Genomic DNA, 25,575 nt, shown 5'->3' with positions numbered 1-25,575 from the left:
CTCTTCGCATCAGGCACAATAATTAAAGCTCATACTAAATTATAATTGAGGAGATACCTTCCAATGACTGCTCAATCTGTCATTTTGCCGTTGCCATCAGATCATGCCCGATTTATTGTTCTTCGTTTAAAAGACTTATCAATTGATGAATTAAAAGAACAACTCGAAGCGTTGTTTGAAACACGCGACCGTCTCATTACTCAGCATTCAGACGCGCAAATTAAAACAGCAGTCGCTTTTGGTCCAGAACTTTGGAAGCAACTTTACAGTCAATCTCCTGCTGGCTTTAAACAACTTGAACCAGAAAACGGCGCATTCAACATGCCAGTCGTTCCCGCTGATGTCCTCATCCATATTGCTAGTATGCGTTCTGATATTTGTTTTGCATTAAGCCAAGCATTTTTTGAAGGTATTAAAGATAAAGTTGAAGTTCTTGATGAGCGTGTTTGCTTCCGCTATTTTGATGGCCGAGATATTACAGGCTTTATAGACGGTACAGAAAACCCTCAATTTCCAGATGACCGTGCAGAAACAGCCTTATTGCCAGAAAGCGCGGGAGTTTTTGCTGATGGCAGTTTCATATTTGCACAGCGCTATGCACACGACTTAGAAAAATGGAAAAAACTAAAAGTTGATGCTCAAGAAAATGTCATGGGTCGTACTAAGCTTGAATCAATTGAACTGGATGATGACGTTAAACCAGAAAATGCCCATGTCGCCCGTACTGTCGTTGAAGATGAGGAAGGCGAAGAAATGGAAATCTTGCGTCATAGTCTGCCTTATGGCGACGGCCGAGGCGATCAAGGCTTATTCTTCATTGCTTATACTAAAGACCTGAGCATTATTGATGCCATGTTAAAGCGTATGTTTGGTACAAGTGGAGATGGTATCCATGATCGCTTATTGCATTTCGTGACTCCACTTGATGGCGCATATTACTTTGCACCTAGCGAAGAATTGCTAGAAGAAGTTTTAGAAGACTAAAATAAAAAAGAGGAGCTTAAGCTCCTCTTTTTACGTTCTCAACCTTAGAAAGGAATACGCTTATATTTGCGGTATTCAGGTTTCCAGAATGATTGATCTATTTTTTGCTGTAGTAAGTCATCACTAATCGTTACAGCCACGCCATCTGCCATGGCAGCTTTCGCAACTTCAAATGCAATCACTTTAGAGACTTGCTGAATTTCCCCTAAAGGTGGTAATAAATCAGCTTGCGGATCTTTTAGTAGAGGTGAGCAATTCGCTAAAGCACTACTTGAAGCCATTAACATATTTTCAGTAACGCGTTTAGCACCCGATGCCACCACACCCAGCCCAATGCCTGGGAAAATGTACGAGTTATTACACTGAGAAATATTATAAAGTTTGCCGTGATGATTCACAGGAGCAAACGGACTACCTGTTGCGATTAACGCTCTACCTTCAGTCCACTCCACAATATCTGCTGGCACAGCTTCAACACGTGAAGTTGGGTTAGACAATGGCATGACAATTGGGCGCTCACAATTCGCCGCCATGGTTTTGATAATCTCTTCTGTGAACAGACCCGGTTGACCAGAAACCCCAATTAACACTGTAGGCTTAGCATTTTTAACAACATCAAGTAGTGAAATCACTTCTTCAATATTGCCCCACTGATCAACCACCTCAGCTTTTTGCGCCAATTTGCGTTGGAAGTCCAATAAGTTCGGCTGATTTTCGGTAATCAAACCAAAACGATCCACCATATAAACGCGTGCACGGGCTTCAGAATCAGTCAAACCTTCAGCAACCATTTGTGCAACAATTTGTTCCGCAATACCGCATCCCGCAGAGCCCGCGCCTAAGAAAGCAATTGTTTGATCTTTTAATTGCTTGCCTGCTGCACGACTTGCAGCAATCAAACTACCTACAGATACCGCTGCTGTTCCTTGAATATCATCGTTAAAACAACAAATTTTATCTCGATACTTTTCTAAAAGTGGCATCGCATTTTTTTGTGCGAAATCTTCAAACTGAATTAACGCTTTTGGCCAACGACGCTTTACAGCCTCAATCACCATATCGACAAATGCGTAATATTCATCGCCACTAATACGTGGCTGACGCCAACCCATATAGATCGGATCATTTAACAGTTGTGGATTGTTCGTCCCTACATCAATTGTGATTGGTAATGTATAAGCTGGACTAATCCCACCACAAGCGGTGTAAAGCGAAAGTTTTCCAATAGGAATCCCCATTCCGCCAATACCTTGGTCACCAAGACCTAAAATACGTTCACCATCAGTAATGACGATCACTTTTACATTATTTTTATTTACGTTTTGCAAAATATCATCAATCACATCACGATCTGGATATGAAATAAAAACACCACGATGACGACGATAGATATCGGAGAAACGCTGACATGCTTCACCCACTGTTGGGGTATAAATAATCGGCATCATTTCTTCAAGATGATTTTCGATTAAATGATAGAACAAGGTTTCGTTGGTATCTTGGATATTACGCAAATAGATATGTCGATTGATATCATCAGTAAAAGCGCAATATTGCTGATAAGAGCGCTGGCTCTGCTCTTCAATAGTTTCAATAATATGGGGGAGTAAACCGTGTAAGTTAAAGTTACTTCTTTCTTCTTCAGTGAAAGCCGAACCTTTATTTAAAAGTGGTAACTCTAAAAGTGTAAAACCTGCATATGGAATATAAAGGGGATGTTTACTTGGGTGTCCTGATATCATTGCCTATCTCATTTTCCAGCTTAGAGTAGAGAAAAACACGTTTTGTATGGTCTCTAAAACTCTTTGTGCGTATAAGCTTAAGCCTAATTCGATCAAAATAGATATTTTAAACCGTGATGTTAAAATTAAACACTATTTAGTTAAAACATGTTTAAAAATAAATAATAAAAATCAGTATCTTAATATTTTTATGATTTTAAAAATTTCTTTTATTTTCTCAACTTTAAAAGCCATAATTATATGATTTAGCGGCAACAGGTATTTCCTCAGGAAATAATATTAAATTAAACACGTAATTTACTCACAAAAACTGCCCAGAAGGCTTGTAATTCATTATTTTCAGAATAGTAAGGCGATTCATCAACCGACATTCATTTAAAAAATAATCATCAGTAATTTGCATAAAGAATTATTGGAATATTAAATCCCCTCCCCTAAGTCATCGGAAATTTGCTATATTTGACGTTTTTCTGCGACATCTATTTTCGATTGATATGAATACGGCAATACAAGCAGCTCTCGACCATGCAGTGCAAACTCTTCAACAAGAAGGGGTGCTTCCTTCCGACTGGAAAAACACAAGCAACTTAACACGCACCAAAGACCGAAGCCATGGCGACTTTGCTTCTAATATTGCCATGATCGGCTCGAAAGCTGCTGGTATGAAACCACGTGATTTAGCTGAGAAAGTTCTCGCTGCATTACCAGAAGTGGCAGATATCAGTAAAGCTGAAATCGCAGGACCCGGATTTATTAACTTCTTTTTAAATGCAGACCAGCGTTTTGCTATTCTTGATCAAATTCAAGCACAAAAAGAAATTTTTGGTCGTAGCCAAGCAAATGCAGCGAAAAAGATTCAAGTCGAATTTGTTTCTGCAAACCCTACGTCTAGCCTACACGTAGGTCATGGACGTGGTGCGGCATACGGTATGACTGTTGCTAATTTACTTGAAGCAACGGGTGCTAAAGTTGACCGTGAGTACTACGTGAATGATGCTGGTCGTCAAATGGATATTTTGGCGACTTCTACTTATTTACGTTATTTGGAACTACTTGGACAAAACCTTGTATTCCCTAAAAATGCATATCAAGGCGATTACGTTAAAGAAATCGCACAAGGCATTATTGATAAAGATGGCGACGCTTACATTCGTGAAGTTGCGAATGTTTATAAAGACGTACCAGAAGATGTGCAATATGCTGAAGAGCTAGATAGTGAAGGCAACAAAGTTGTGTTATCTGGTGATAAAGAAAAGCATATTGATGGCCTTATTGCCAACTCACAACAATTATTGGGTGAAGGTTACCGCGTATTCCATCAAGCCGCTCTTCACGCCATTTTAGATGATATTAAGGATGACCTTGCTGACTTTGGTGTAACGTTCAACCAATGGTTTAGTGAAGCATCTCTTAGTGCAAAAATTGATGAAGCTTTAGAAACACTTGATCAACGTGGCTTCCTTTATGAAAAAGATGGCAACATCTGGTTTAAATCGACTGAATTTGGTGATGAAAAAGACCGTGTTGTTAAGCGTCGTAATGGCCAAACGACTTACTTTGCATCTGACATTGCATACCACTTAAATAAACTACAACGTGGTTATACTGACCTAATCGATATTTGGGGTTCTGACCACCATGGCTATATTTCTCGCGTAAAAGCGGCGATTGATGCAATGGGTTACGACTCTAAGAAATTGACTGTTCTTTTAGTTCAGTTCGTAAGTTTATGGCGTGGCGGCGAGATGGTTCAAATGTCTTCTCGTTCAGGTCAATTCGTGACTTTACGTGACTTACGTAAAGAAGTGGGCAATGACGCAGCTCGTTTCTACTACGTAATGCGTAAGAGTGAACAACACATCGACTTTGACCTTGACCTTGCTGTTTCACAAAGTAAAGACAATGCTGTGTACTATATTCAATATGCACACGCACGTATTTGTCGTATGTTAGAAAAAGCAGCAAGCACAGATTTACAATTCGATGTAAACGCTGCTCGTCCACATGCAGCTCGCTTGTCTCTTGATGCAGAAACTGAGATTCTTGCTAAATTAGCAGCTTATCCAGATGCAGTGTTGCGGGCTGCAAATGCATATGAACCTCATCAGGTTGGTAACTACTTAAAAGAGTTAGCTGCCCTGTTCCACGGTTGGTACAATGAACATAAAGTATTAAGCGATGATGCAGAGCTTACACAAGCCCGTTTATTGCTTTCAATCAATGTACAACAAGTACTTCGTAATGGTTTAGAATTACTTGGTGTATCTGCACCAGAATCTATGTAATAAATATATTGCATGACAGCAAATTAAAGGTCATGCAATATATAGTAAGCGGTGGTTTGTATAGTTAAAATATCAATACAAACCACTGTTTTTAGCATCGTAAGACGAGACTCAAACTCGAATTAAAAAACAATCAAAATACAGAGGAATAATCCACGTGTTTGGCAAAACGCAACGCGGTGTATCTGAAAGACCTAATAAGCCTAAAAAGCCCCTAATTCCCAAATGGTTAGGGACACTTGTCGCTATTTTGGCGGTCTTATGTATCGCTGTAATGCTTATGCTTTGGAAACCTTGGCAACCTGTTCCTGCGAAAAATCAGATTACTTCTGAACATTATCAAGAAGAAGATACTAATAAAGACTATCGCTTCTACGACCTATTGCCTCAACAACAGGTTACCCCTATTCCTGAACAAGCGATCCCTGAAAGTAAAAATCAAGGCACTGCCATGATCGTTGAGGCACCAAGTACCACTCAACCAGCTGCCTCTGAAAGTGTAGGAATTGACCCGAATCAGTCAGCTACAACTCTTCAGCAACCTACATATATTTTACAAGTTCGTAGTTATAACGATCCTGATCAGGCTGATGCTCGCCGTGCAGAAATCATTTTAAATGGCTTATCTGCTGATGTAGTCAAAAGTACTGAAAACGGACAAACATGGTATCGCGTTATTTCTGGACCGTATGATACTCAAGACGCTGCCTTGGCTGCTCAGCAGACCTTACAACACAGTGGCATTGATTCTATCGTGATCAAACGCAAGTAAATTGAAAATAAAGAAGGAACAAATATTTGTTCCTTTTCTTTTAAATATCAGCACAATTCCTTTCATTAGAACCAATTCCCTTTTGTCTCGCTTTTTGAAACGCAGGTCTTTGCTGAATACGGTGTAAAAACGCTTGAATATGAGGGTATTTACCCTGTAAGCGAGATTGTAAAGCTTCCAAAGGAAAGCTCATTTGAATATCAGCGAATGAAAAATCACCTGCAAAATATTCATGCTCTGCCAAATAGTTTTCTAAAAAACTAATATGATCTTTCATACGTGGTCGAACAAAATTTGCCTTCACCCCTTCCGTGATTTTTTTAGCTACTGGTTGAATTAACCATGGCACATGCTTGTTTACACTATTCATGACCAAAGTCATGACTAATAACGGCATAAGTGAACCTTCTGCATAGTGCATCCAGTAAATATACTGCTGTAAATCTTGTGGCTCTGTAGGTTTAAATTGTTGCTTCTGATCATAACGCTGCTGTAAATATTCTAAAATCACAGCAGATTCTGCGATGACTTGTTCATCATCAGTCAAAATCGGAGCTTTACCTAAAGGATGAATACATTTCAATGTTTCTGGAGCGGAATAGTTAGGTAGACGTTGATAATAATGAATATCATAATCTAAGCCTAATTCTTCTAAAGCCCATAAAATTCGAAACGATCGCGAACATTCCAGGTGGTGTACACTAATCATGTTATTGCCTGCTTTTATTTTTCTTTTTTACATAAAAAACAGCATGTGAACATGCTGCTTTATTCCATTTGTGGGATGGATATAAAATCATCCACCTTAACAAAATAGCATTTTTACACTGTAACAAGCACAGTATGAATGTCTAAACTACGTAACAAAGTTTTAGTGACTGGGGTTTTACCGCATACCGCTAAGATTTTTTGTTGAAGCTCTTCGTTTGGTAAGTCTTTAAAAACAATACGACGTTCTATATGTTCTTCATGTTCTCTATTGGTATGAAAATCGATTTCAACCGAAAACTCACCAAAATCATAACCCTTATGCTTTGCGTACATTCTTAAAGTAATGAGCGTACACGCGGCTAAACTTCCAGTGAGCAAATCATATGGCGCTGGGCCTTGATCTTGCCCTTCTAACTTTTCTGGCTCATCACAAAAATATTGGTGACGACCACTGGTGATTTCGCCCTTCCATTGTTCAGCAAGGGGCTTTGCTTTACTGCTTGCGATTACTGCTGTCATTTTGATGCTCTCATTTGATCTGGAAGAACAGGGGCTTCTAAACGTGCACCAACATAATCTGGAATTTCACCAAAACGTGCATCATGGTTAATCCATTGCTCACGAGCTTCTTTTAAATCATCCATTGTACGTGCAACAAAATTCCACCATAGCAAAATTGGTGTTTCAAACGGTTCACCGCCAATCAAAAGGATACGATTGCCTTTTTTTACTTCAATCTCAATTTCACTAAGACCCGTATCTAATACCACCATATTGTCAGCAGTTAACTCATGGCCATTTACATGAGCACTACCCTCAAGCACCATAAAACCATATTCATAATTAGGATTTAATGGAATGCGGGTTTTCGTATCTTCGGTAGCAATGAGGTCAACACCCACTAACGGCGTATGTACCAAGACTGGAGAAGTAGTTGCCAAATATTCACCCACAAGCACGGTAAACTCTAGACCGTCTTTCTCAACAACAGGCAGTTCAGGATAATGTTCAAATTTCGGATCCATGTTGCGCTTAGCATCTGGTAAGGCAATCCAGAGCTGAGCAGCGTGCATTTGAGTTTCTGTATCAGGTGCAACTTCTGTATGTGAAATTCCGTGACCTGCCGTCATTAAATTAACTTGTTTAGGTCGAATCAGTTGTTTTGAGCCTAGACTATCGGTATGCATCATGGTGCCTTCAATCATCCACGTGAAGGTTTGCAAACCAATATGAGGATGAGGACCAACATCTAAACCATCACCCGCCGGAAAAGTTACTGGGCCCGCATGATCTAGGAAACACCACGCACCAATCATTCGTTTTTGTCGGCTAGGTAAAGCCCGCTTAATGACTGTCCCCTGTCCAATTTCAGCAGAGCGAATTGGAAATTCCTGAATAAACTGATTGGCAAATTTTTCGCAATCCTTTGAATCAGAAATATCGTAATCATTATTATTGCTCATGATATTACTCTCTTTTACCTATGCTTTTGCAATGAGTCGTTGTAATGATCTTAACAATACACTCATTATTCAATATAGTCTTTTAGTAATACACAGGGTGCTATGAATGAGACAATCCATTTTTTAATTATAGAAAAATAAAAGCTGCATTGAGCAGCTTAAGATGATTGAGTTTTAACGAGCTGTTTTAGGTTTTTCATAAATTGACCAAATTGTGGGAGAAACTCTTGAAATAGTGGGTGGTCACGGTTTTCAAGCATAACCTCACTAAAAAGTTTTAGCCCAACTCCAAAAGATTTTGTTGTTTCATCATCAAAAAAATCTGCTTTTTTTAAGCGTTCAACAATTTCAAAAATATCGTCATGATTTCCCGCATAGAACTCAAGGCGTTCAGTATAAGTAGAGGCTTCTCCCTTTGCATTTTTTAAGTGTTGTACCGTGACATGATATTGATGTTGTTTCATATATAAATTCTCTCTTAAAATTAATAACTTTGAAAAAATTTCAACTTGTTTAAGGTCGATTTATAGCCGCCCAATCGCAACAGCAGCCTGATCAATTTTTTCGGCAATTTGATAAATCTGCTCTTGCTGTAAACCTGCCGAGTTCAGCTTCAAACGCAAGGCTGTTTTTAGGTTTTCCATGGCACGATGAATTTCGATTAATTCATCATTACTGTGGATTTCTCGTCTTAAACGTAGTTTTTCTAATAACTCTTTCAACTTGTCTTGTTGTTCAGCTAAGTAAGCTTTCCCAAATTCCGTGATTTGATATTGCTTACGCTCTACATTCAGCAAATTAATCAAATTCATTTCTTCAAGACTGGTTAATGTTGGATAAATTGTTCCTGCGCTTGGTGTATAACCATCGCCTACCAAATCACTTATTTCTTTAATGATTTCATAACCATGCTTAGGACTTTGCTGAATAAGATGAAGTACCAAAAGTTTCATACGTCCCGCTTCAAAAAGTCTTCCACGGCGACCCGAACGATGATGTTCATTGTGTTCAATATGATGATGTTCTGATTGTTGTTTCATCTTTAAAGATTCTCGAATCTGTTTAATTTATGCTTATTAAGATATATCTTAATATATCTTTTATCAAGAAAAAATAATAAAATCCAACCTATTGCTTTGATAATTATTAAAATTAATTTTATTTTCTTTAAACACTAAGTAATAAAAAAAGAGTGCTTAAGCATCTTAATAGCTAGTTTTCTGAGAAAAAGTTTAAGCTAACGAAAGAAAATAATATTTAGGATGAATTTCTTATAAAATGTAATATGTTAATTTTTCTCTTTAATCATAAATAATATGCACTTGTGTTATTTAAGCGATTTAACATTAGCAGATGCCTCTAATTTAGTTAGACTTTATACAAATGATACGACTAGAAAGTATTTAGGTGGCCCATTGGAAGTATCTTTAGCTCAAACACGAGCACATGCTGATATTAATAATCCAAGTAAATTACCTATTTGGGCAATTCGATCTTCTACTAATCATAATTTTTTAGGAATTATATCTCTGGATACCCATCATGACGGCTCAGATATCGAAGTATCATATGAATTGCTGCCGGAATATATGGGATATGGATATGCAACTCAAGCACTTGAATTTGTTTTAAATTATTCATTTAATGAGTTAAATCTTAAGAAAGTAATAGCCGAGACTCAAACACAGAACAAAGCATCTATCAAATTGCTAGAACGTGTTGGAATGATTTTTGGCAAATCAGTAGAACGTTTTGGTTCAAATCAAAGTATTTTTTTTATTACTAGTCACCAGTATATCAATAAACATAAAAAAGGCAGGATTTAATCCTGCCTTTTCATTTGATTATTCCCACTCAATTGTTGCTGGTGGTTTAGATGACACGTCGTATACAACACGTGATACATCTTTAATTTCATTCATAATACGCGTTGAGATTTTATCAACTAATTCGTATGGTAAATGTGCAAAACGAGCTGTCATAAAGTCAACAGTTTCAACTGCACGAAGTGCGATTACCCATGCATAACGACGACCATCACCTACTACGCCAACTGACTTAACTGGTTGGAACACAGCAAATGCTTGAGCAGTTTTATCATACCAACCGCTGTCACGAAGCTCTTGCATGAAGATGTCATCAGCAAGACGAAGAATATCAGCATATTCTTTCTTCACCTCACCCAGAATACGAACACCTAAACCAGGGCCCGGGAATGGATGACGGTAAATCATACTGTGTGGCAAGCCAAGTGTAGTACCTAATTTACGAACTTCGTCTTTGAACAAGTCGCGTAAAGGTTCTACCAATTCAAATGCTAAATCTTCTGGTAAACCACCCACGTTGTGGTGTGATTTAATTACGTGTGCTTTACCTTGTTTGCTTGCAGCAGATTCGATTACGTCTGGGTAAATCGTACCTTGTGCCAAGAATTTCACGCCATCAAGTTTACGTGCTTCTTCAGCAAATACCTCAATGAATTCACGGCCAATGATTTTACGTTTTTTCTCTGGATCAACTTCACCAGCCAATGCAGTTAAAAAGCGTTGTTCCGCATCTGCACGAATAACACGGATACCCATATTTTCAGCAAACATTTGCATCACTTGGTCACCTTCGTTTAAACGAAGTAAACCGTTATCAACAAATACACATGTTAGCTGGTCGCCAATTGCTTTGTGTAAAAGCGCAGCAACGACAGACGAGTCAACACCACCAGAAAGACCTAAAAGAACTTTTTCATCACCGATTTGTTCACGTAATTGCTCTACGCGTAAATCAATGATGTGTTCAGGCGTCCAAAGACCGCCACATCCACAAATTTTATGAACGAAGTTTGCAAGTAACTCTTCACCTTTTGCCGTGTGTGTTACTTCTGGGTGGAATTGCACGCCATAGAAACGACGCGCTTCATCACTTACAGCAGCAACTGGACAGCTTGGTGTGCTTGCAGTAATGGTAAAGCCTTCTGGAATCTGGCTAACTTTATCGCCATGACTCATCCAAACATGAAGTTGGTTTTCACGGTCTTGTAAGTTACCAATCAGTTGGTCGCGTTTAACGATATCAACTTCGGCATAACCAAACTCATGTACAGTCCCCGGCTCAACTTTACCGCCTAACTGTTCAGACATGGTTTGCAAGCCATAGCAAATACCCAATACTGGAACACCTAACTCAAACACCACTTGTGGTGCGCGAGGGCTGCCTTCTTCATGTACACTCTCAGGTCCACCTGACAAAATAATGCCATTTGGCTTAAAAGCGCGAATGTCTTCTTCAGACATATCAAAAGCATACATTTCAGAGTAAACACCAGCTTCACGTACACGACGTGCAATCAGCTGACTATATTGAGAGCCGAAATCCAGAATCAGGATACGATCTTCAGTAATTTGAGTATTGGTAGTCATGACAAACCACTAAATGGCAAAAGAATTAAGCGCGCCATTTTAACATTTTTCGCGCTTCGGCGCACCGCAAATCATCATATATCTTATTTTTTTCATATCAGAATCATTTCTATAATTGGATTGTTTGATATAAATCAAAATTTACTTATATTTATCAACTGTATGGGTTACGCTTAAAAACTCCATGTGTATTGATAAATTCATCACATTCTATGCAACATCACCTTGAATTTGATGTTAAGATGAGCCGATAAAACAGGCATTACCATGGAAAGGTAGATACCATAAGCGATATTTGTCTGTGCTTAAACAATTATCCATTTTTATGGCTTTTTTCCCCCTATCAAAATCAATAGAAATCTAAGGAACAACAATGCTTCAAACTATGATTGCAGATTTCCAGCAACATTTTTGGTTGTATGTCTCTATTCCTTTTATGAGTGGTTTAATTGGCTATATCACCAAGGTGGTTGCCATCCAGATGATGTTTTCACCACTTGAATTTAAAGGTATTAAACCATTTTTGGGTTGGCAAGGCATTGTGCCTCGCAAAGCCGAGAAAATGGCAACCATTGCTGTTGAGCTCATGACAGCAAAGCTGATTAAACCTGAAGAAATTTTTGCACGCCTAGATCCTAAACGTATTGCCAAAGAAATAGAAAAACCTCTACTTGCAGCGGCTGAAGATATTACCCGTGACGTTGCTCAAGAGTATCAGCCCGGTTTATGGGAAGGCATGCCAGAATTTGCTCGCCAAAGACTCATCCGTCGTGTGCAATCCAAAGCACCCGAAATCGTTGAACACATCATGAGGGAAGTACAGCGTGATGTGAATCGATACTTTGATATTAAACATCTGGTTATCAGCAACTTGCTTAAAGATAAACGTTTACTCAACAATATTTTTAAACGTGTAGGGAAACAAGAATTTAAATTTTTCAGTAATGTGGGTTTCGTATTTGGCTTCGGTATTGGTGTAATTCAGATGCTGTGCTGGATTGTCACTCAAGGAAAATATCCTTGGATGCTACCTTTATTTGGTGGTTTTGTGGGTTTCTTCAGTGACTGGATTGCACTGCAAATGATGTTTAGACCACTTTATCCTAAAAAGATATTGGGTTACACATGGCAAGGTCTGTTTATTAAACGTCAAAATGAAGTTGCAGCTGACTATGCAGCTTTAATTTCTAAGCAGCTTTTAACTTCACGTCACATGATGGAAGAGTTATTTTCTGGTACACATTCTGCACGTGTTATTGATCTGGTTAACCGCCATGTCAAACAAGAAATTGATATGCAAGCTGGGGTTATTCGTCCGTTAGTTGTATATGCAATTGGTGGAGAAAAATATCAGAATATGAAATCACAAGTTGCTGAACGTATTATGCAACAGCTTCCAGAGACGATGAAATATGTAGAGTCTTATGCAGAAGATGCAATGAATATTCGTAGCACACTCATTGAGCGTATGCAAAAATTAACACCTTCTGAATTTGAAGGGATGTTACGTCCTGCATTTAAAGAAGATGAGTGGGCCTTGATTGCAGTCGGCGCAGTTCTTGGTTTCGTGGTTGGGGAATTACAAATCCAATTTATGCTTTAATTTTAAAATAAAGAAATAAAAAAACCGGATGACTTGCTCATCCGGTTTTCTTTTGTCTTGAATATTATTTCTCGATTGCATGATCCAGACTAATACGGCCAGCACCATGAAGCATTAGGAAGAATAAACCACCTGCCATTGCTAAGTTTTTCATAAAATGGATGCCATTATTGTATTGTGCCGCTGCATCAGCCCCACCTTGGTGGAACAAGAATGCAGTTAAAATACTAAAGATACCAAGACCAAAAGCTGCAAAGCGTGCTTGGAAACCAAATAACAAGGCTAAACCACCACCAAACTCAACCAAGATAACTAAAGGAAGAATTCCACCTGGTACACCCATTGCTTCCATATATCCTGCAGTTGCTGCATAACCGGTAATTTTTCCCCAACCAGCAACAAGGAAGATATAAGCCATAAGAAGACGAGCAATAAGGCTAATAAAACTGTCCGCGCCTGATTGCGTTACGATATTTTTGACCACTACATTTGGATTAAACATTTTGCCACCTTTATTTAAATGCTTATTTATTGATGAGCTCATTCTAGGTTTGGGACATTGATAATTAAATACTCAAAATCCATATATATCGTTGCACAAACAGGATGATCAATTTGTATATTTTTGATGTTTTATACTGACTTTCTATAGGGTCACTGCTAGGATTTGAGCACGGTTTACCACTTAATCATCTCATGGAACTTATTGATTTTATTCTACACGTTGATCAGCATCTCGCCGAGTTTATTACAAATTACGGGACGTGGATTTATGGCATTTTATTTTTAATTATCTTTGTCGAAACCGGTTTAGTGGTTATGCCGTTTTTACCGGGAGATAGTTTACTATTTGCAGCTGGTGCTTTAGCAGCATCTACAGGTGCGATGGATCCATGGTTATTGGGTGCTCTACTCTTCATTGCTGCCGTTTTAGGCGATACAGTGAACTACCATATTGGTCGTTTTATCGGTCCACGTGTATTTGAAATGAATTCACGATTCATTAATAAGCAGCATTTAATTAAAACCCAAGAATTCTTTGCTCGTCATGGTGGCAAAACAATTATTTTTGCTCGCTTTGTTCCATTTGCCCGTACTTTTGCCCCTTTTGTTGCGGGTGCTGGTAGCATGAACTATAAGTTTTTCTTAACTTATAATGTGATTGGCGCATTTTGTTGGGTCGCTTCTTTTGTGGCGTTAGGCTATCTATTTGGAAATATGCCAATCGTTAAAGACAACTTCACTCATCTTATTTTTGGCATCATTATTATTAGTGTTTTACCGGGCATCATCGGCTTTATACGTGAAAAGCTAAAAAGCCGGAAAACCAATGCTTAAGACTTAATTTAGAAGAAACGGAATACCACTGGAAGCATACATAAAATAAGCAACATAGCCGATCCTTTATATAAATGATCGGCTTTTATTTTTTGTACTGGGCCCGTTAATAGTGCACGTCCAAAAATCATCCAGAAACTCGCAGCTGGAATGAGCGTCAATGTAAAAACACCAAATACCATTAGACAATTTTCAGGCGAATTCCATGTTTCGGCAGGGAAAATACCTGCAGCAAAAAGTAAAGATTTCGGATTTTTTAAGGTTGAGAAGAATAATTGACGTGGGCGAATGTTACGGTGAGTTTGACTAAATTGTTGTAAATGGGTGGTTTTCCATAATCGGAATGCCATCCAGAACACATACGCCACACTTGTAATATGTAAAATGAGCAATAACGCAGGCCAAACTGGTGCTGCCAAATGAATAAACACAGCCCAAAAGCTAATACCGTAGGCATAGCCTAACCATTCCATAGGAATAAGCCAAAATGCTTTAGATAAACCTTGAGAATGAGCAGCGGTTGCAAGTAAAGCATTTGTCGGCCCAGGAATGAGCAAAACAGCCAACATTGCCAATACAAAAAACCAACTCTCAATCATAAAGTTTCCATAATATCCAAGATGGGGCCACCTTAAACGAAACAGGCAAAATATAGCAAGTTTATAAGGCTTTTTGATTACAGAAAATACAGAATTTTAGAAGCTTAAAAATTGATAAACCACTTATTTATATTAATTTTATTATGAAACATTTTGCTAAACTTTATTCATCACAACATGCCTTAGTTAGCATATTGTGATGCAAAGTTGACTATTAATTGGTCTTTTTACGAACAATAATTGGACAATTCTTGAACTGGGCAGCCTGAACAATTGCTTCTTGTTGGCCTAAAACACGTGAAAGTTCGGTATTTTTCGTTGAAGAAGACTGTCCCATATTTACAGAAATAGATGGACCGAATCCCCAACCACCTCGTCCCCAGCCACCACCGAGTCCAAGACCAACACCCATACCTGTACTTTTTGGAGTTTGCACGCCATTGTCGATATATTGCTGAATACGGTTATATTCACTTTGTAGCTGTTGGCAGCTCAAAGATTGATATTGTGTTGGAGACACATAAGTCGGTTTTACCGTTGTAGCACAAGCGCCAAGGAGTAAAGTGGCTGCCACCAAAGGCGCAATGTATAAGCCTTTCATCATTTTTCTCTTATCGTTTTGGCTCAATCTCACCAAACAATGTCTCATAAGCTTGAGTCAATTTATGTTCGGGTGCCAAATGGGCCAAAGGTAAATTTTTCTGATGCGATTCTTTCATCAAAATCGAAGGCGGTAACATGCTATTGAGTACAGGCAACCCTTCATCTTTTAACTGCTGAACCACTTCCCGAGGTAATTTTGCTTGGGATTGGAATTGATTCACCACAATTCCTTCAATTTCCAAGCGATCATTATGATCATCTTGCGTTTCGAGAACATTTTCAATCAATGTTTGTAACGCACGCTTTGAAAAAACATCACAGTCGAAAGGAATGAGTACTTTATCTGCCGCAATCAGAGCAGAGAGAGTAAAAAAGTTAAACGCTGGTGGTGTGTCTATATAGATACGGTCATATCGCCCAACTAAGTTTTGAATCGAATCACGTAATTTATAAATTTTATGTTTACTTTCAAGCGCATGTTCAAGCGCGCCAAGTGTAGGACTTGCTGGAAGCACATCTAATTTTGCAAAAGGAGTTGAATGAACAAAACTGTCGAGATCTTTATTTCTTGGAGCTTTTAAAATTGAACCTAATGCGTTACCGATTAAACCCTTTTGTTGATTGTTGCCCAACACATCATCAAAGAAATTTTCGATATTTGGCTCTAAAATTGATTTTTCAGCAGAATAGGTTGCTTCGTCACCTAAAAGATACTGACTAGAATTGGCTTGGGGATCAAGATCGATCACCAATGTTCTTAAGCCATGTTTGGCGCTAATTGCAGCCAAATTTACAGTAATACTTGATTTCCCTACACCGCCTTTTTGGTTAAACACCACACGAGTTAACATGTTTCCCTCTGCATATTATTTTACTGTACGCAGTTTAACCTAGAGCTTAATCAAAAAGGCAAAGAATGTAGAACAATTAAGCTAAAACAGGTTTCACAATCACTAAGATAATAATAGCAATAAATGCAATCGCACTAATGACCAAACCTGCACGGCGCTGTGCCAACAAAAGAGTGTCATCTTTTTTAAAGGCTTTCATCAGGGAAGATAACAACACTAAAAATAGAATAATTTTAGCGTAAAACCACGGTTGTACTTGAAAGTCTTTCATGACTAACAAAATTGCACCTGTAATGAAAACCACGGTAAATGACAAATGTTGTAAGGCAACTAATACTTTACGCCCTGCTGGATTGGGTTGTTCACCTTGAACACCTATAAACAGAGTTGAAGCGCGCAAAACAAAGACCATAAGTGCGGCAGCTACCGCAGTCATATGAATAATTTTAGTGAGTAAATGTGCATCCATGAAATTAACCCTTAGCTTTTAGGTGCATGTGCACATTCTGGGCTAGCAGGTGCTTGGCCTTGCCACTCACTTGGCAAATAAGCATGAATTGCTAAAGCATGAATTTGGCCCGGATTCATCAAATCAGAAGCTAAGGCATATACTTTTTGATGACGTTGAACCAAACGCAATCCATTAAATTCGTCGCTCACTATAATCACTTTAAAATGAGATTCTTTACCTGGAAAATAACCACCGTGCCCGGCAGACTCATTGATCACTTCCAAATGGCTAGGTGCAAGTGTTTGTAACCGTTCAATCAACTGTTGTTCAAGGCTCATAGCTTTTCCTTTTACGATTATTCGTATATTTGAACCTAGTATACCCTGTCTACACACAAACAAAAGTTGCTCTTGTATGCTTTGACTTCAAACAAAATGTCTATTTATTCGGCAACTTAACAACAAAAATACCGCTAAATGCTCATTTCTGTTTTTATTTTATGCAATCAGCATAATTATTTGCATAAAGTTGTTGACCCTTGTTTTGCTTAATGTATTATAAGCGGCACGCGGGAATAGCTCAGTTGGTAGAGCATAACCTTGCCAAGGTTGGGGTCGCGAGTTCGAGTCTCGTTTCCCGCTCCAAATTGGTTTTTTTTGAGAAAGTTTTAGTAAAAACTGCTTATATATGCGGGAATAGCTCAGTTGGTAGAGCATAACCTTGCCAAGGTTGGGGTCGCGAGTTCGAGTCTCGTTTCCCGCTCCAAATTGGTTTTTTTTGAGAAAGTTTTAGTAAAAACTGCTTATATATGCGGGAATAGCTCAGTTGGTAGAGCATAACCTTGCCAAGGTTGGGGTCGCGAGTTCGAGTCTCGTTTCCCGCTCCAAATTTAAAAGGCCCTAGTCGAAAGACTGGGGCTTTTTTCTTTTTATCGACCCATGATTTTACGTTCTATCGATTTACAGCATATTCTGAGAATAGCTCAGCTCAAGGCCGAGTATTTCATTGATAGACTCAGATTTTTAAACCAGTAATTGTATCGAGTTAATCTAGTTATATTTGCAGGGTATTGGCGTTATCCGATGCGTAGATATACATGGCACCAATTGAAAACAATCCAAATCAAATCTTTCTTGGGCAAGAAGCTGTTGTAAACAGATTGAAAAGATAAAGTTATGATCATAGACATAGCTTTGGAAATAATATTCTTCTGTCTTTTGAATATCACGAGTTGAATCGAGAAACTCTATATGTTCAGCTAACACATGAAAGTTTAGCTTCTTTAAATGACGACTCATTCCTTCGCCAGTACATTTAATATAGGATTCTTTTAAGGTCCATATTTGAAAAAACCGTTGATATACAGTGGATGGATCAATCCTTTCATTTTCCTGAATCCATTCAATTTCACTTGGCGCTAACACACTATCGACACGCATCCAATCGAACTCACGGTCGACCCGTTCAACATCGACTCCTATTTCCCCTTCTTCAGTCACCGCAAGAACAATAACATCTGCTGAATGACTAAGATTGAAATAAACAGCTTTATTGCCTTGTACAAAAGGTTTGCCGTTAGGTTGTAATTGCATGTTGACCTCATGGGGTGAAATACCCAACTTATCTGCTAAAACAGACTTCGTTAACACACGAGAAATTAAGAAAAGACGTGCAGCCTGAGGACGATATTGATCATATCTCAACTTTTCTGCCGCATTGAGAAAGCTGAGATAATGACTCAATATTAAGTGGTTTTGTGGCACCCGTGAAACTGGGCAGACATAAACCTGTACTTTGGAAATATCAGACATCACTGAGCTGGACTGTGGTGCTGATGTATTTGGTTAGAACTGGTGTGAGATAATCATAAACCGCTTCTACATGGGTAACGTGCGGATTATGGCCTGCGCCAGCAATGATATGTACAGGGATATTAGGATTTATTGTAGTAACAATTGGGTCCTTCTCTCCAACAATGATTTCAACTTTAGAGCCAAGTTCGTTTAACAAAGCTGTTTGAGATACTCTCTGCTGAGGCAAACTAATACGATGCATATACTCACTAATATGCTTGGCTACCGACACTCGGCCTAATGAATCCATCGCATAACCAACAGATAGATTTTTTTGCCCATCTGGATGCAGATTTTTAGCAATTTTATCTTTCAATACAAAACGGAAAATTAGATTAGAGATGATTTGTATTTGAAATATTTTTGCGGCCTGTGCCTGCACGAAATAAGGCGATATAAGGATAAGACGTGCAACTTTATTTGGATATTTCTGTGCAAGACTCAATGCAAATAAACACCCTAACGAATGAGCAATAACAACACTATTTGGTGCTAAAAGCTTTGCAGCATTATCAATAAACTGATGATTGTTATCTTCCATCACCTCATAACTACCTGAACGCCCAAGTCCAGGTAGGTCCATCATAGCGACCTGATCATAGGTGATTTTATTAATTATTGGGAACCAACATGTGCTATCGAATGGAATACCGTGTAAAAATAATGCAGAAGATTTTTCTGAACCAACTTTTTGTTTAGTATAGATTTCTGTCCAATATCGATTCTGATAACTGAAACAGCTAGGTGTTGGAGCTTGCATACGACCAAAACGTGTAAGCACCAGACGATCAATCCAACGAGAAAAATAAGGACTGGTATTGATTAGGTCTGCGATACCCATCCTAACAGCCATCTTTTCTGTCTCAGCGACATGATAGTTTTCATTAGAAATGAAAGCGAGCTGCTCTTTTGAGCCACCAAGCAATGCCTCAGGTAATTTCTCGAGCAGAACTTTAGGTATTTGCAAATGTGGTGCGCTAACCCCTAAATGCTCGGCAGCTAGGTTAACTAGACGATGACATTTAGGTGTCGCAGGATCAAGTAATACATACTCCTGAGCAATAGTCTCAGGAAAAGATATCGTTCGGATGAGAAAGCTCACGATATATTGCATATTGCACAGTGGCAGAAATGTATCACTCCCACCAGGCAGCGCCAGCAGACGTCCTTGATATAACTTATCAATCATTTCGGCAATACCAATATATTGCATATCACCATAAGTATAAAAACCATCAATGACTGTCGCCGGATTTATTGCGGTCCATGGCACATTTAAACGCTTACATGTCTCAATAAAAGCCTGATGCCCTAAAATTTTCGAAGCTTCGTAACCACCATATTTATAATACAAGTTATCAGCAGACTCTTGCGGTGGAGTAGCGACTCGATATCCACCAATCCAGATAAATCGCTCAAGCTGCTTCAATGTCGCAGCCCATTCAATCAGAGCAAGTCCTGATTTTACATTCGTACGCTGAGCTTCAGCTTTGCTAATGCCCCAATTAAATGATGCTGCAAGATGATAAACAACATGGATCTTTGTTTGAGCATCCGTTAGTAGAGAGTCCAACTTAAAGTCATGACTTAAATCATATTCAACAAAAGAAATAGATGGATCTGTCAGCCCTTGTGTTGCAATGAAACCTAATAGCTTGTCTTTCTTAGTTGCCGCATTGCGTAGTGCAGCAATCACCTGATGACCTTCTCGTAGAAGTTCAACGATCAATCTGCTGCCAATAAAACCTGCTGCACCTGTTACTAATATGGTCTTCCGTGAAAAATTATCTTTTTTTGCATTATTTAAATTATTCATAAATCACCTTAATTAGGGACTGCAAACTCCAGCATTATTTTTGGAGCGAATTATCTTAAAAGTTATATCGAACCTGGGCATACACCAGACTGTTATCTCTAAATTGTCCTAACACCGTATCATTTCTGCCCCAGAATCGATCGCCACCTGCATTCAATTGCCAATGATAATTAAGGTTGTAATTAATACGAACTCTCAACATCTCATTAGGCTCTGGTGCAAAATAGAAACCTGTTACTTCTAACTTTAGATTGTCATTCAGGAGGTTAAGTGCATAGCGCAGCATAGCTCCATACTGATCGCGCTCATATTGGTTACTGATGGTTTGCTGATAACGGTAAACTGTTCTCAATAATGGATTTGTTAGACTATCAGCAGATCTTAAGTCCTCCGTATGTTTATAGACACCTACTAAACTCACGGTGGAATTCTTTAATGCTAATTCTGGACCGATGACTACAGTCAGATTATTTTTTTTGTGCGTAAGATCTTCACTACCTTCTGAATCAGTCTGCGTATAGGCCGCTTCACCTCGCCACACGATATCGTTATGGTTATAACTGAAATCTACTCCATAAACAGACATAGGATTATTTTTCAGTTGCAATATGGCCTCTCCTGTTGGAGACGCTGAAAGAACTGACAGATCGGGCATATGATCCAAACCCGAGAAATATGATGCCCCAACATCTAAACCATCTACAGAATAATCCCAGCGCATTCCAAATGCAGGACGACTCTTACGGTCTATGTCATATTGAACACCAGCAATCTGACGCAATGGAATCACATCTGAACGACTACGCGGATACCACAATGCAGTCCATTTATTGGTTCCAGATTCAGGAATATATGTCAATTTGATTGCATCATTTCCAAGACGTTGATCTGTCTCATCTGGTACTAGGCGCGTATAGTCACGGGGCGATAGATTATCTGTTGGATTAATCCCATCAGCTCTCCCCCAGACGACAATCTGGCGACCAACATCTAGATAGAACGTCTGATCCCAGTTGTAAGAGGCGTACAACTCACGTAAGTTGCGATTCACCTTACTCACCTGATCTGGGTTTACAGTATGGTCCGTTTCGTCTCCAATATTTATGTCGTAATGGATCTTAAACTCAGGGTTAAACTTGAGCGTACCATTGGACCAGAAACTTGCTTGCCCAATGTTTTTTAACGAACTTAAATCACGATCTGATGACCAGACATCGAGTCTGGCTGAGTTCTGGCTTACAAAACTCATTTCGCTGTCATCTGCATAAGCATGCTGCAGCAGCATAAAGCTACTGCAGCATGCGAATACCCAATAGGCACCTTGCGTCATTTTTCAAGACTCTGCGGTGAGAAAATCTTATCGGATAAAGTTTTCTCAGCGACAAAATCATTAACGATCACTTGTGTCATATGCTGAGTTTGCAGATTCTTCGCCATAGATTTCATGGCTTGCCATCTTGGTTTCACTTTGCCATAAGGACGGATATCCGTGAACTCAATATGCTTTAACGGTTTGCCTGCTGTGTCCCATATATCAATGGTTGCTGTAACAAAGTTGTCTTTGAGAATGCACATGCGACGTTTGCTATAACCAAAGTCACTCTTCACCGTATTATTAATTGGCGTTGCTTCGATCATGTAGCAATCTTTGCCATTAAATTTGCTATCTGCAAGTTTCGTGTACTTCCAGTCACTTAGCTTATAGCCAAGTACATCACCATAACTAAAGTCCGTACCAATAAAAGCATCCCCCTTATTCGCTGAGGCAAGACGACGTACTTTTTTCAATGCAGGCAAATAGACAAACATGCTATCACTGCCTTTTGAGTTCTCAATCAATAGCGTCGTGGTTCCCTGTACATCTGCAGGCGAGATGAACTCGGTCAAACGCATATTGTTCTGAGTATTTCCAGCAAGCTTGGTCATATTTTTAGTCAAGCGCACACGTTGCTCACCATTTTTAGAAGTCAAAATAAATTTGGCACTAGCACTTGAGGTCAGAAATTTAGAGGCATCATCACTACGATTAACAATGTCTTGAACTTCATCTGCATGAGATGTTTTAGGTAATGAAAAGGTGAGTGCAGTACCCAACAAAAGGCTTGTCACGACAGTTTGTGCAACAGGGATGCTCTTCTTATTTGAGGAAAAGATGAAACGAGGTTTTAATATTAGAATCATTGTAGGTACCATAATTAAGGTTGCAAACACACTGAAAAGCATCGCAATCACAATAAACATCGCCAGCCATTGATGTACGTGGAAGCCTTGCGACAACGACAATACGCCATCCCCGCCAGCGACCGCAGTCGCGACAAAAAGAGAAGCTTTACCAGCAGTACTTAATGTTTTACGAATAGCATCTTTGATATCTCCACCTTCTTCGCGCAAGATTTCACGCAAACGATAGAGGAAATAAATTGCGTAATCCGCACCAATACCTACAGCCATGGCCGAGATAAGGGAGTTTGGAATATTGAGCGGAATGTCGAGCCAGCCCATCACACCAAAGATGGCAAGAATTGAGAACAAAAGTGGTGTCAGAACAATCAGTCCAGCTGAAATCGAACGGAAGACCAGTGCTGAAATAAAGAATACGGCAAATGAAATTTGTAGAATGTTCATAAGCTTGCCGTGAACCATTGTTTCAGTCAAAGCAATGGTTTGCGTCACGTCACCACCAAAACTCACTACAGCCTTGTCCCCCAATTGAGCCGCCATATACGTTTTTAGCGATTCAAGGATTTCTTTGATACGGTGGTTGCTACCCGTTTTCATAAGAATCGTGATCTTGGCATAGCGCTGAGTAGTATCAATGTAGGATTCAAAATCAGTCGGCTCACCAGACATTGAATACAACAGCAGATATTGAGCAACAACATCTTTGGTTGCAGGAACCTGAAATGCCTGTGGCTGATCGGCATTCATTGCCTGATTCATCCTTTTGATATAGTCCACGATAGAGATTGTTTTACCAACCTCTGGAATTGAATTCGCGAACTTCTCTGTATTATCAATCGCTTTTAGGATCTCTGGGTTTTCAATACCGTCACGGACCTTCGTATCGACCATAATATAAAGGCTGTTTGTGCCACCAAGTGACTGATTCAAGAACCTGTCATCCTGCTGCATCGGTAGGTCACGAGAGAAGAAATTCCGACTATCGTTATCTACCACAATACGGCTCGTGCCGATCGCAAGAAAGACACCAATTGTCGCAATTGCAGTCATTAATATCATTCGTGGACGAACTGACAAAATGGCATCGCCAATACGATTTGGAATCCAATCCCAGATCGGTAGCCCTTTGCGTTTGACCTTCGTAACCGAAGGCGGTGGCAACATTGAGCGTAGTGCTGGAATAAAAGTCATCTCAATGATCAGCGTACTGATGATCCCGATTCCAGTAAAAATACCGAATGAACGAATAGTCGGAATATTGAAGGTCAACAGAGAGAAGAACCCAGCCGCCGCAATTCCACCAGCCAGCACCATAACTGGACCAACACGAACTAAAGACTGCACCACAGCTTCGCTATTGGCAGCTTTAGGTTCCATCCCTTGAGCAATCAGACGATCAAAATCTTCATAGTAACGCTTGAGCAACTGCACGGCGTGCCCTGCTGCAATGGCCAGAATCAAAATTGGTGTAGGCGAGTTAAAGATATCCATCGGCTGTTTAAACAGTCCCATCATGCCCATACCCCATGCCACAGCAAGCAAAGCTGTAACGAGTGGCAGAATCAAACCCTGCTTACTGCGGAATGCTTCAAAGTGCAACAATCCAATCACCAGTACGGCAATCGGGAACAAGATATTGATACGCTTAGAGTAATCTTCAGCTTTATCTAGATAGACAGGATTACCGCCGACACTGAGCGTCATATCTTTAGATTGTTCGCTTTCTACAATTTTGTTGATCGGAGCCATCATCTTCTGGAAGCCCTCTGGACTTTCCTCAAGCTCAAGCAAAATCGCAGCAGTTCTTTGATCTTTAGACACCACTGAATTCATATAAGTTGGATTCATTGCCAACACTTTTTTCAGTTGATCGATATCATCCTGAGTGACTGAACTGGTCGGCAATAATTTCTTGGCATCAAACCCTTCCGAATTAGCCATGATCCCTTTCGCTTGACGTGCAGCCAAACTCATCATAGTTGATCGAACAACGCCGGGGGCGTTGTCCACTTCTTCGGTAATACGTTTGACTTTTTCCAACACTTGCGGCTGATAAATATCACCTTGCTTCGGTGTAATACCGATCACGACCATATACTTGGAGCCGAATTTTTTTTCGATCAGCTTGGTCGAGGTGATATAAGGATGCCCATTCGGTGCAAGTGCACCTGGATCAATAATAATTTTTACGCCAGATGCAAGATATGCCAAAGCAATCGTCAAGAGCATGACCACTGTCAGTACAATACGGCGATGTCTGAGAATCCATCGCGCATATTGCTCCATCACTAGATGAGTCTTTTGAAGTGGTTTTTCGATCTCTTGCGATGATTCTTTGATCTCCTGCAATGGTTTTTTGATCTCTGGCGATGGTTCTTCAATCTTCTCCGATGTTTTTTCGACCTTTACCGATGGCTCTTCAATCTCTTGCGTTTGCGTACTCACTGCCTCATAGGTTCCGCCCTTCTGAGCCAGCGCCTGAAGATTAGCAAGATCTTTCTTGAACTGGGCAAGAACCATTTTTTTTAGCAGTGCATTAGGAAATACACCAAAAAAGCTGCCCGGCTCTGCCTCAAACAACCACTCAATCCATGTACCTTCTGGATGCGGTTTGAAGCGATAAGTACCTTTGTAATAAAATGGTCCTTCTAACACTTGGAAGGCGTACAATTCGTTCGGTACCAGATGTGTAATTTCACCTTTAAAGGCCAACTCACGACTAGCAAAGCTCAAATTAAGTTCATACTTGCTGCCCACACGCGGAGTAGTGTCTAGTAGCTCTGAATGCTTACATGACAATTGCCAGCTTGCATCATTGCCCGGGTTTGCAAGATATTTAAAAACCTTATCAATCTCGGCCGGTATAAGGAAAGCATGTTCTATGGTCACCATAGTGGTTCTACCTTCTTG

Annotated in this window: 23 protein-coding genes and 3 tRNA genes; 9 read left to right on the top strand and 17 right to left on the bottom strand. The window is 39.5% G+C overall.

Annotation, left to right across the window (positions count from 1 at the left end; genetic code table 11):
* Positions 1 to 63 precede the first annotated feature (63 nt).
* Positions 64 to 984 carry a Dyp-type peroxidase gene (locus J663_RS16415; protein ID WP_033851018.1) on the top strand — a complete coding sequence of 307 codons (921 nt, stop codon included), beginning with the start codon at positions 64 to 66 and terminating at the stop codon, positions 982 to 984.
* A 44-nt stretch (positions 985 to 1,028) separates the two neighbouring features.
* Here J663_RS16415 and J663_RS16410 read toward each other — a convergent pair whose 3' ends face one another.
* On the bottom strand, positions 1,029 to 2,726 hold the full coding sequence (locus tag J663_RS16410) for an NAD-dependent malic enzyme (RefSeq protein WP_002114135.1): 1,698 nt from the start codon (positions 2,724 to 2,726) through the stop codon (positions 1,029 to 1,031).
* A 494-nt stretch (positions 2,727 to 3,220) separates the two neighbouring features.
* Between J663_RS16410 and argS the strand changes: the two genes are divergently transcribed.
* Positions 3,221 to 5,011: an arginine--tRNA ligase gene (argS, locus tag J663_RS16405; protein WP_033851016.1), complete on the top strand. Its 1,791-nt coding sequence runs from the start codon at positions 3,221 to 3,223 to the stop codon at positions 5,009 to 5,011.
* Between the two features lie 157 nt (positions 5,012 to 5,168).
* Entirely contained in the window at positions 5,169 to 5,783 is a 615-nt protein-coding gene (locus J663_RS16400) for an SPOR domain-containing protein (protein WP_033851014.1), read from the top strand.
* A 40-nt stretch (positions 5,784 to 5,823) separates the two neighbouring features.
* Here J663_RS16400 and J663_RS16395 read toward each other — a convergent pair whose 3' ends face one another.
* The 5 genes from J663_RS16395 to J663_RS16375 form a co-directional block, all read right to left on the bottom strand.
* Positions 5,824 to 6,492 (bottom strand): glutathione S-transferase family protein, encoded by a 669-nt coding sequence (locus J663_RS16395; RefSeq protein ID WP_033851013.1) that lies wholly within the window; start codon positions 6,490 to 6,492, stop codon positions 5,824 to 5,826.
* Positions 6,493 to 6,605: 113 nt separating this feature from the next.
* Positions 6,606 to 7,013, bottom strand: coding sequence for an OsmC family protein (locus tag J663_RS16390; RefSeq protein WP_014208118.1), 408 nt, complete (start codon positions 7,011 to 7,013; stop codon positions 6,606 to 6,608).
* Complete coding sequence (locus J663_RS16385) at positions 7,010 to 7,957, bottom strand: pirin family protein (protein WP_033851012.1); 948 nt, start codon at positions 7,955 to 7,957, stop codon at positions 7,010 to 7,012. Before J663_RS16385 ends, J663_RS16390 begins: the two co-directional genes overlap by 4 nt.
* Positions 7,958 to 8,115: 158 nt before the next feature.
* Positions 8,116 to 8,421, bottom strand: a complete 306-nt coding sequence (locus tag J663_RS16380; protein ID WP_002114086.1) for a DUF3861 domain-containing protein — start codon at positions 8,419 to 8,421, stop codon at positions 8,116 to 8,118.
* A 60-nt stretch (positions 8,422 to 8,481) separates the two neighbouring features.
* Positions 8,482 to 8,997 carry a PadR family transcriptional regulator gene (locus J663_RS16375; RefSeq protein ID WP_033851010.1) on the bottom strand — a complete coding sequence of 172 codons (516 nt, stop codon included), beginning with the start codon at positions 8,995 to 8,997 and terminating at the stop codon, positions 8,482 to 8,484.
* Between the two features lie 276 nt (positions 8,998 to 9,273).
* Here J663_RS16375 and J663_RS16370 point away from each other — a divergent pair, with 276 nt between their 5' ends.
* Positions 9,274 to 9,783, top strand: coding sequence for a GNAT family N-acetyltransferase (locus tag J663_RS16370; RefSeq protein WP_033851009.1), 510 nt, complete (start codon positions 9,274 to 9,276; stop codon positions 9,781 to 9,783).
* 18 nt (positions 9,784 to 9,801) lie between these two features.
* Here the strand turns inward: J663_RS16370 and guaA are convergent, their stop codons facing one another.
* Positions 9,802 to 11,370 (bottom strand): glutamine-hydrolyzing GMP synthase, encoded by a 1,569-nt coding sequence (gene guaA / locus J663_RS16365; RefSeq protein ID WP_033851007.1) that lies wholly within the window; start codon positions 11,368 to 11,370, stop codon positions 9,802 to 9,804.
* A 385-nt stretch (positions 11,371 to 11,755) separates the two neighbouring features.
* On the opposite strand from guaA, the gene J663_RS16360 reads away from it, so the two are divergent.
* Entirely contained in the window at positions 11,756 to 12,973 is a 1,218-nt protein-coding gene (locus J663_RS16360) for a DUF445 domain-containing protein (RefSeq protein WP_171073672.1), read from the top strand.
* Positions 12,974 to 13,037: 64 nt separating this feature from the next.
* On the opposite strand, the gene J663_RS16355 is transcribed toward J663_RS16360, so the two are convergent.
* Positions 13,038 to 13,475: a DoxX family protein gene (locus J663_RS16355; protein WP_002114126.1), complete on the bottom strand. Its 438-nt coding sequence runs from the start codon at positions 13,473 to 13,475 to the stop codon at positions 13,038 to 13,040.
* Positions 13,476 to 13,669: 194 nt separating this feature from the next.
* Here J663_RS16355 and J663_RS16350 point away from each other — a divergent pair, with 194 nt between their 5' ends.
* The gene (locus J663_RS16350) at positions 13,670 to 14,311 is read left to right on the top strand and encodes a DedA family protein (protein ID WP_033851005.1); all 642 of its coding nucleotides are present in this window, start codon (positions 13,670 to 13,672) and stop codon (positions 14,309 to 14,311) included.
* An 8-nt stretch (positions 14,312 to 14,319) separates the two neighbouring features.
* Here the strand turns inward: J663_RS16350 and J663_RS16345 are convergent, their stop codons facing one another.
* From J663_RS16345 to J663_RS16325, 5 genes are all read right to left on the bottom strand, one after another.
* The gene (locus J663_RS16345; RefSeq protein ID WP_017399730.1) at positions 14,320 to 14,910 is read right to left on the bottom strand and encodes a LysE family translocator; all 591 of its coding nucleotides are present in this window, start codon (positions 14,908 to 14,910) and stop codon (positions 14,320 to 14,322) included.
* A 214-nt stretch (positions 14,911 to 15,124) separates the two neighbouring features.
* Positions 15,125 to 15,511, bottom strand: coding sequence for a hypothetical protein (locus tag J663_RS16340; RefSeq protein ID WP_002114091.1), 387 nt, complete (start codon positions 15,509 to 15,511; stop codon positions 15,125 to 15,127).
* A gap of 10 nt (positions 15,512 to 15,521) precedes the next feature.
* On the bottom strand, positions 15,522 to 16,364 hold the full coding sequence (locus J663_RS16335; RefSeq protein ID WP_005071966.1) for a ParA family protein: 843 nt from the start codon (positions 16,362 to 16,364) through the stop codon (positions 15,522 to 15,524).
* Positions 16,365 to 16,440: 76 nt separating this feature from the next.
* Complete coding sequence (locus J663_RS16330; RefSeq protein WP_033851000.1) at positions 16,441 to 16,833, bottom strand: SirB2 family protein; 393 nt, start codon at positions 16,831 to 16,833, stop codon at positions 16,441 to 16,443.
* 11 nt (positions 16,834 to 16,844) lie between these two features.
* Positions 16,845 to 17,153 (bottom strand): BolA family protein, encoded by a 309-nt coding sequence (locus J663_RS16325; protein ID WP_002114074.1) that lies wholly within the window; start codon positions 17,151 to 17,153, stop codon positions 16,845 to 16,847.
* A gap of 230 nt (positions 17,154 to 17,383) precedes the next feature.
* On the opposite strand from J663_RS16325, the gene J663_RS16320 reads away from it, so the two are divergent.
* From J663_RS16320 to J663_RS16310, 3 genes are all read left to right on the top strand, one after another.
* A tRNA-Gly gene (locus J663_RS16320) sits at positions 17,384 to 17,459 on the top strand.
* A 45-nt stretch (positions 17,460 to 17,504) separates the two neighbouring features.
* A tRNA-Gly gene (locus J663_RS16315) sits at positions 17,505 to 17,580 on the top strand.
* A 45-nt stretch (positions 17,581 to 17,625) separates the two neighbouring features.
* Positions 17,626 to 17,701: transfer RNA gene (locus J663_RS16310), tRNA-Gly, on the top strand.
* A 163-nt stretch (positions 17,702 to 17,864) separates the two neighbouring features.
* Here J663_RS16310 and J663_RS16305 read toward each other — a convergent pair.
* From J663_RS16305 to J663_RS16290, 4 genes are read right to left on the bottom strand one after another with little or no spacing between them, the layout of a single operon-like run.
* Positions 17,865 to 18,626 (bottom strand): 4'-phosphopantetheinyl transferase family protein, encoded by a 762-nt coding sequence (locus J663_RS16305; RefSeq protein ID WP_033850998.1) that lies wholly within the window; start codon positions 18,624 to 18,626, stop codon positions 17,865 to 17,867.
* The gene (locus tag J663_RS16300) at positions 18,619 to 20,484 is read right to left on the bottom strand and encodes an alpha/beta fold hydrolase (protein ID WP_033850997.1); all 1,866 of its coding nucleotides are present in this window, start codon (positions 20,482 to 20,484) and stop codon (positions 18,619 to 18,621) included. Before J663_RS16300 ends, J663_RS16305 begins: the two co-directional genes overlap by 8 nt.
* Positions 20,485 to 20,539: 55 nt before the next feature.
* Positions 20,540 to 21,814 (bottom strand): hypothetical protein, encoded by a 1,275-nt coding sequence (locus J663_RS16295; protein ID WP_033850996.1) that lies wholly within the window; start codon positions 21,812 to 21,814, stop codon positions 20,540 to 20,542.
* Positions 21,811 to 25,557 (bottom strand): outer membrane lipoprotein-sorting protein, encoded by a 3,747-nt coding sequence (locus J663_RS16290; protein WP_033850992.1) that lies wholly within the window; start codon positions 25,555 to 25,557, stop codon positions 21,811 to 21,813. The genes J663_RS16295 and J663_RS16290 overlap by 4 nt, the downstream gene beginning before the upstream one ends.
* Between the last annotated feature and the right edge of the window lie 18 nt (positions 25,558 to 25,575).

The sequence above is a fragment of the Acinetobacter sp. 826659 genome (genome assembly GCF_000588515.1).
In the GTDB taxonomy this organism is placed as follows: domain Bacteria; phylum Pseudomonadota; class Gammaproteobacteria; order Pseudomonadales; family Moraxellaceae; genus Acinetobacter; species Acinetobacter pittii.
This window is presented reverse-complemented; position numbering and strand designations above follow the sequence as displayed.

What these genes read in the sequence shown, in the direction of transcription:
- J663_RS16415 (WP_033851018.1), top strand. Translation starts at nt 64, where the DNA reads ATGACTGCTCAATCTGTCATTTTGCCGTTGCCATCAGATCATGCCCGA.
- J663_RS16410 (WP_002114135.1), bottom strand. Translation starts at nt 2,726, where the DNA reads ATGATATCAGGACACCCAAGTAAACATCCCCTTTATATTCCATATGCA.
- argS (WP_033851016.1), top strand. Translation starts at nt 3,221, where the DNA reads ATGAATACGGCAATACAAGCAGCTCTCGACCATGCAGTGCAAACTCTT.
- J663_RS16395 (WP_033851013.1), bottom strand. Translation starts at nt 6,492, where the DNA reads ATGATTAGTGTACACCACCTGGAATGTTCGCGATCGTTTCGAATTTTA.
- J663_RS16390 (WP_014208118.1), bottom strand. Translation starts at nt 7,013, where the DNA reads ATGACAGCAGTAATCGCAAGCAGTAAAGCAAAGCCCCTTGCTGAACAA.
- J663_RS16385 (WP_033851012.1), bottom strand. Translation starts at nt 7,957, where the DNA reads ATGAGCAATAATAATGATTACGATATTTCTGATTCAAAGGATTGCGAA.
- J663_RS16380 (WP_002114086.1), bottom strand. Translation starts at nt 8,421, where the DNA reads ATGAAACAACATCAATATCATGTCACGGTACAACACTTAAAAAATGCA.
- J663_RS16375 (WP_033851010.1), bottom strand. Translation starts at nt 8,997, where the DNA reads ATGAAACAACAATCAGAACATCATCATATTGAACACAATGAACATCAT.
- J663_RS16370 (WP_033851009.1), top strand. Translation starts at nt 9,274, where the DNA reads ATGCACTTGTGTTATTTAAGCGATTTAACATTAGCAGATGCCTCTAAT.
- guaA (WP_033851007.1), bottom strand. Translation starts at nt 11,370, where the DNA reads ATGACTACCAATACTCAAATTACTGAAGATCGTATCCTGATTCTGGAT.
- J663_RS16360 (WP_171073672.1), top strand. Translation starts at nt 11,756, where the DNA reads ATGATTGCAGATTTCCAGCAACATTTTTGGTTGTATGTCTCTATTCCT.
- J663_RS16355 (WP_002114126.1), bottom strand. Translation starts at nt 13,475, where the DNA reads ATGTTTAATCCAAATGTAGTGGTCAAAAATATCGTAACGCAATCAGGC.
- J663_RS16350 (WP_033851005.1), top strand. Translation starts at nt 13,670, where the DNA reads ATGGAACTTATTGATTTTATTCTACACGTTGATCAGCATCTCGCCGAG.
- J663_RS16345 (WP_017399730.1), bottom strand. Translation starts at nt 14,910, where the DNA reads ATGATTGAGAGTTGGTTTTTTGTATTGGCAATGTTGGCTGTTTTGCTC.
- J663_RS16340 (WP_002114091.1), bottom strand. Translation starts at nt 15,511, where the DNA reads ATGAAAGGCTTATACATTGCGCCTTTGGTGGCAGCCACTTTACTCCTT.
- J663_RS16335 (WP_005071966.1), bottom strand. Translation starts at nt 16,364, where the DNA reads ATGTTAACTCGTGTGGTGTTTAACCAAAAAGGCGGTGTAGGGAAATCA.
- J663_RS16330 (WP_033851000.1), bottom strand. Translation starts at nt 16,833, where the DNA reads ATGGATGCACATTTACTCACTAAAATTATTCATATGACTGCGGTAGCT.
- J663_RS16325 (WP_002114074.1), bottom strand. Translation starts at nt 17,153, where the DNA reads ATGAGCCTTGAACAACAGTTGATTGAACGGTTACAAACACTTGCACCT.
- J663_RS16305 (WP_033850998.1), bottom strand. Translation starts at nt 18,626, where the DNA reads ATGTCTGATATTTCCAAAGTACAGGTTTATGTCTGCCCAGTTTCACGG.
- J663_RS16300 (WP_033850997.1), bottom strand. Translation starts at nt 20,484, where the DNA reads ATGAATAATTTAAATAATGCAAAAAAAGATAATTTTTCACGGAAGACC.
- J663_RS16295 (WP_033850996.1), bottom strand. Translation starts at nt 21,814, where the DNA reads ATGACGCAAGGTGCCTATTGGGTATTCGCATGCTGCAGTAGCTTTATG.
- J663_RS16290 (WP_033850992.1), bottom strand. Translation starts at nt 25,557, where the DNA reads ATGGTGACCATAGAACATGCTTTCCTTATACCGGCCGAGATTGATAAG.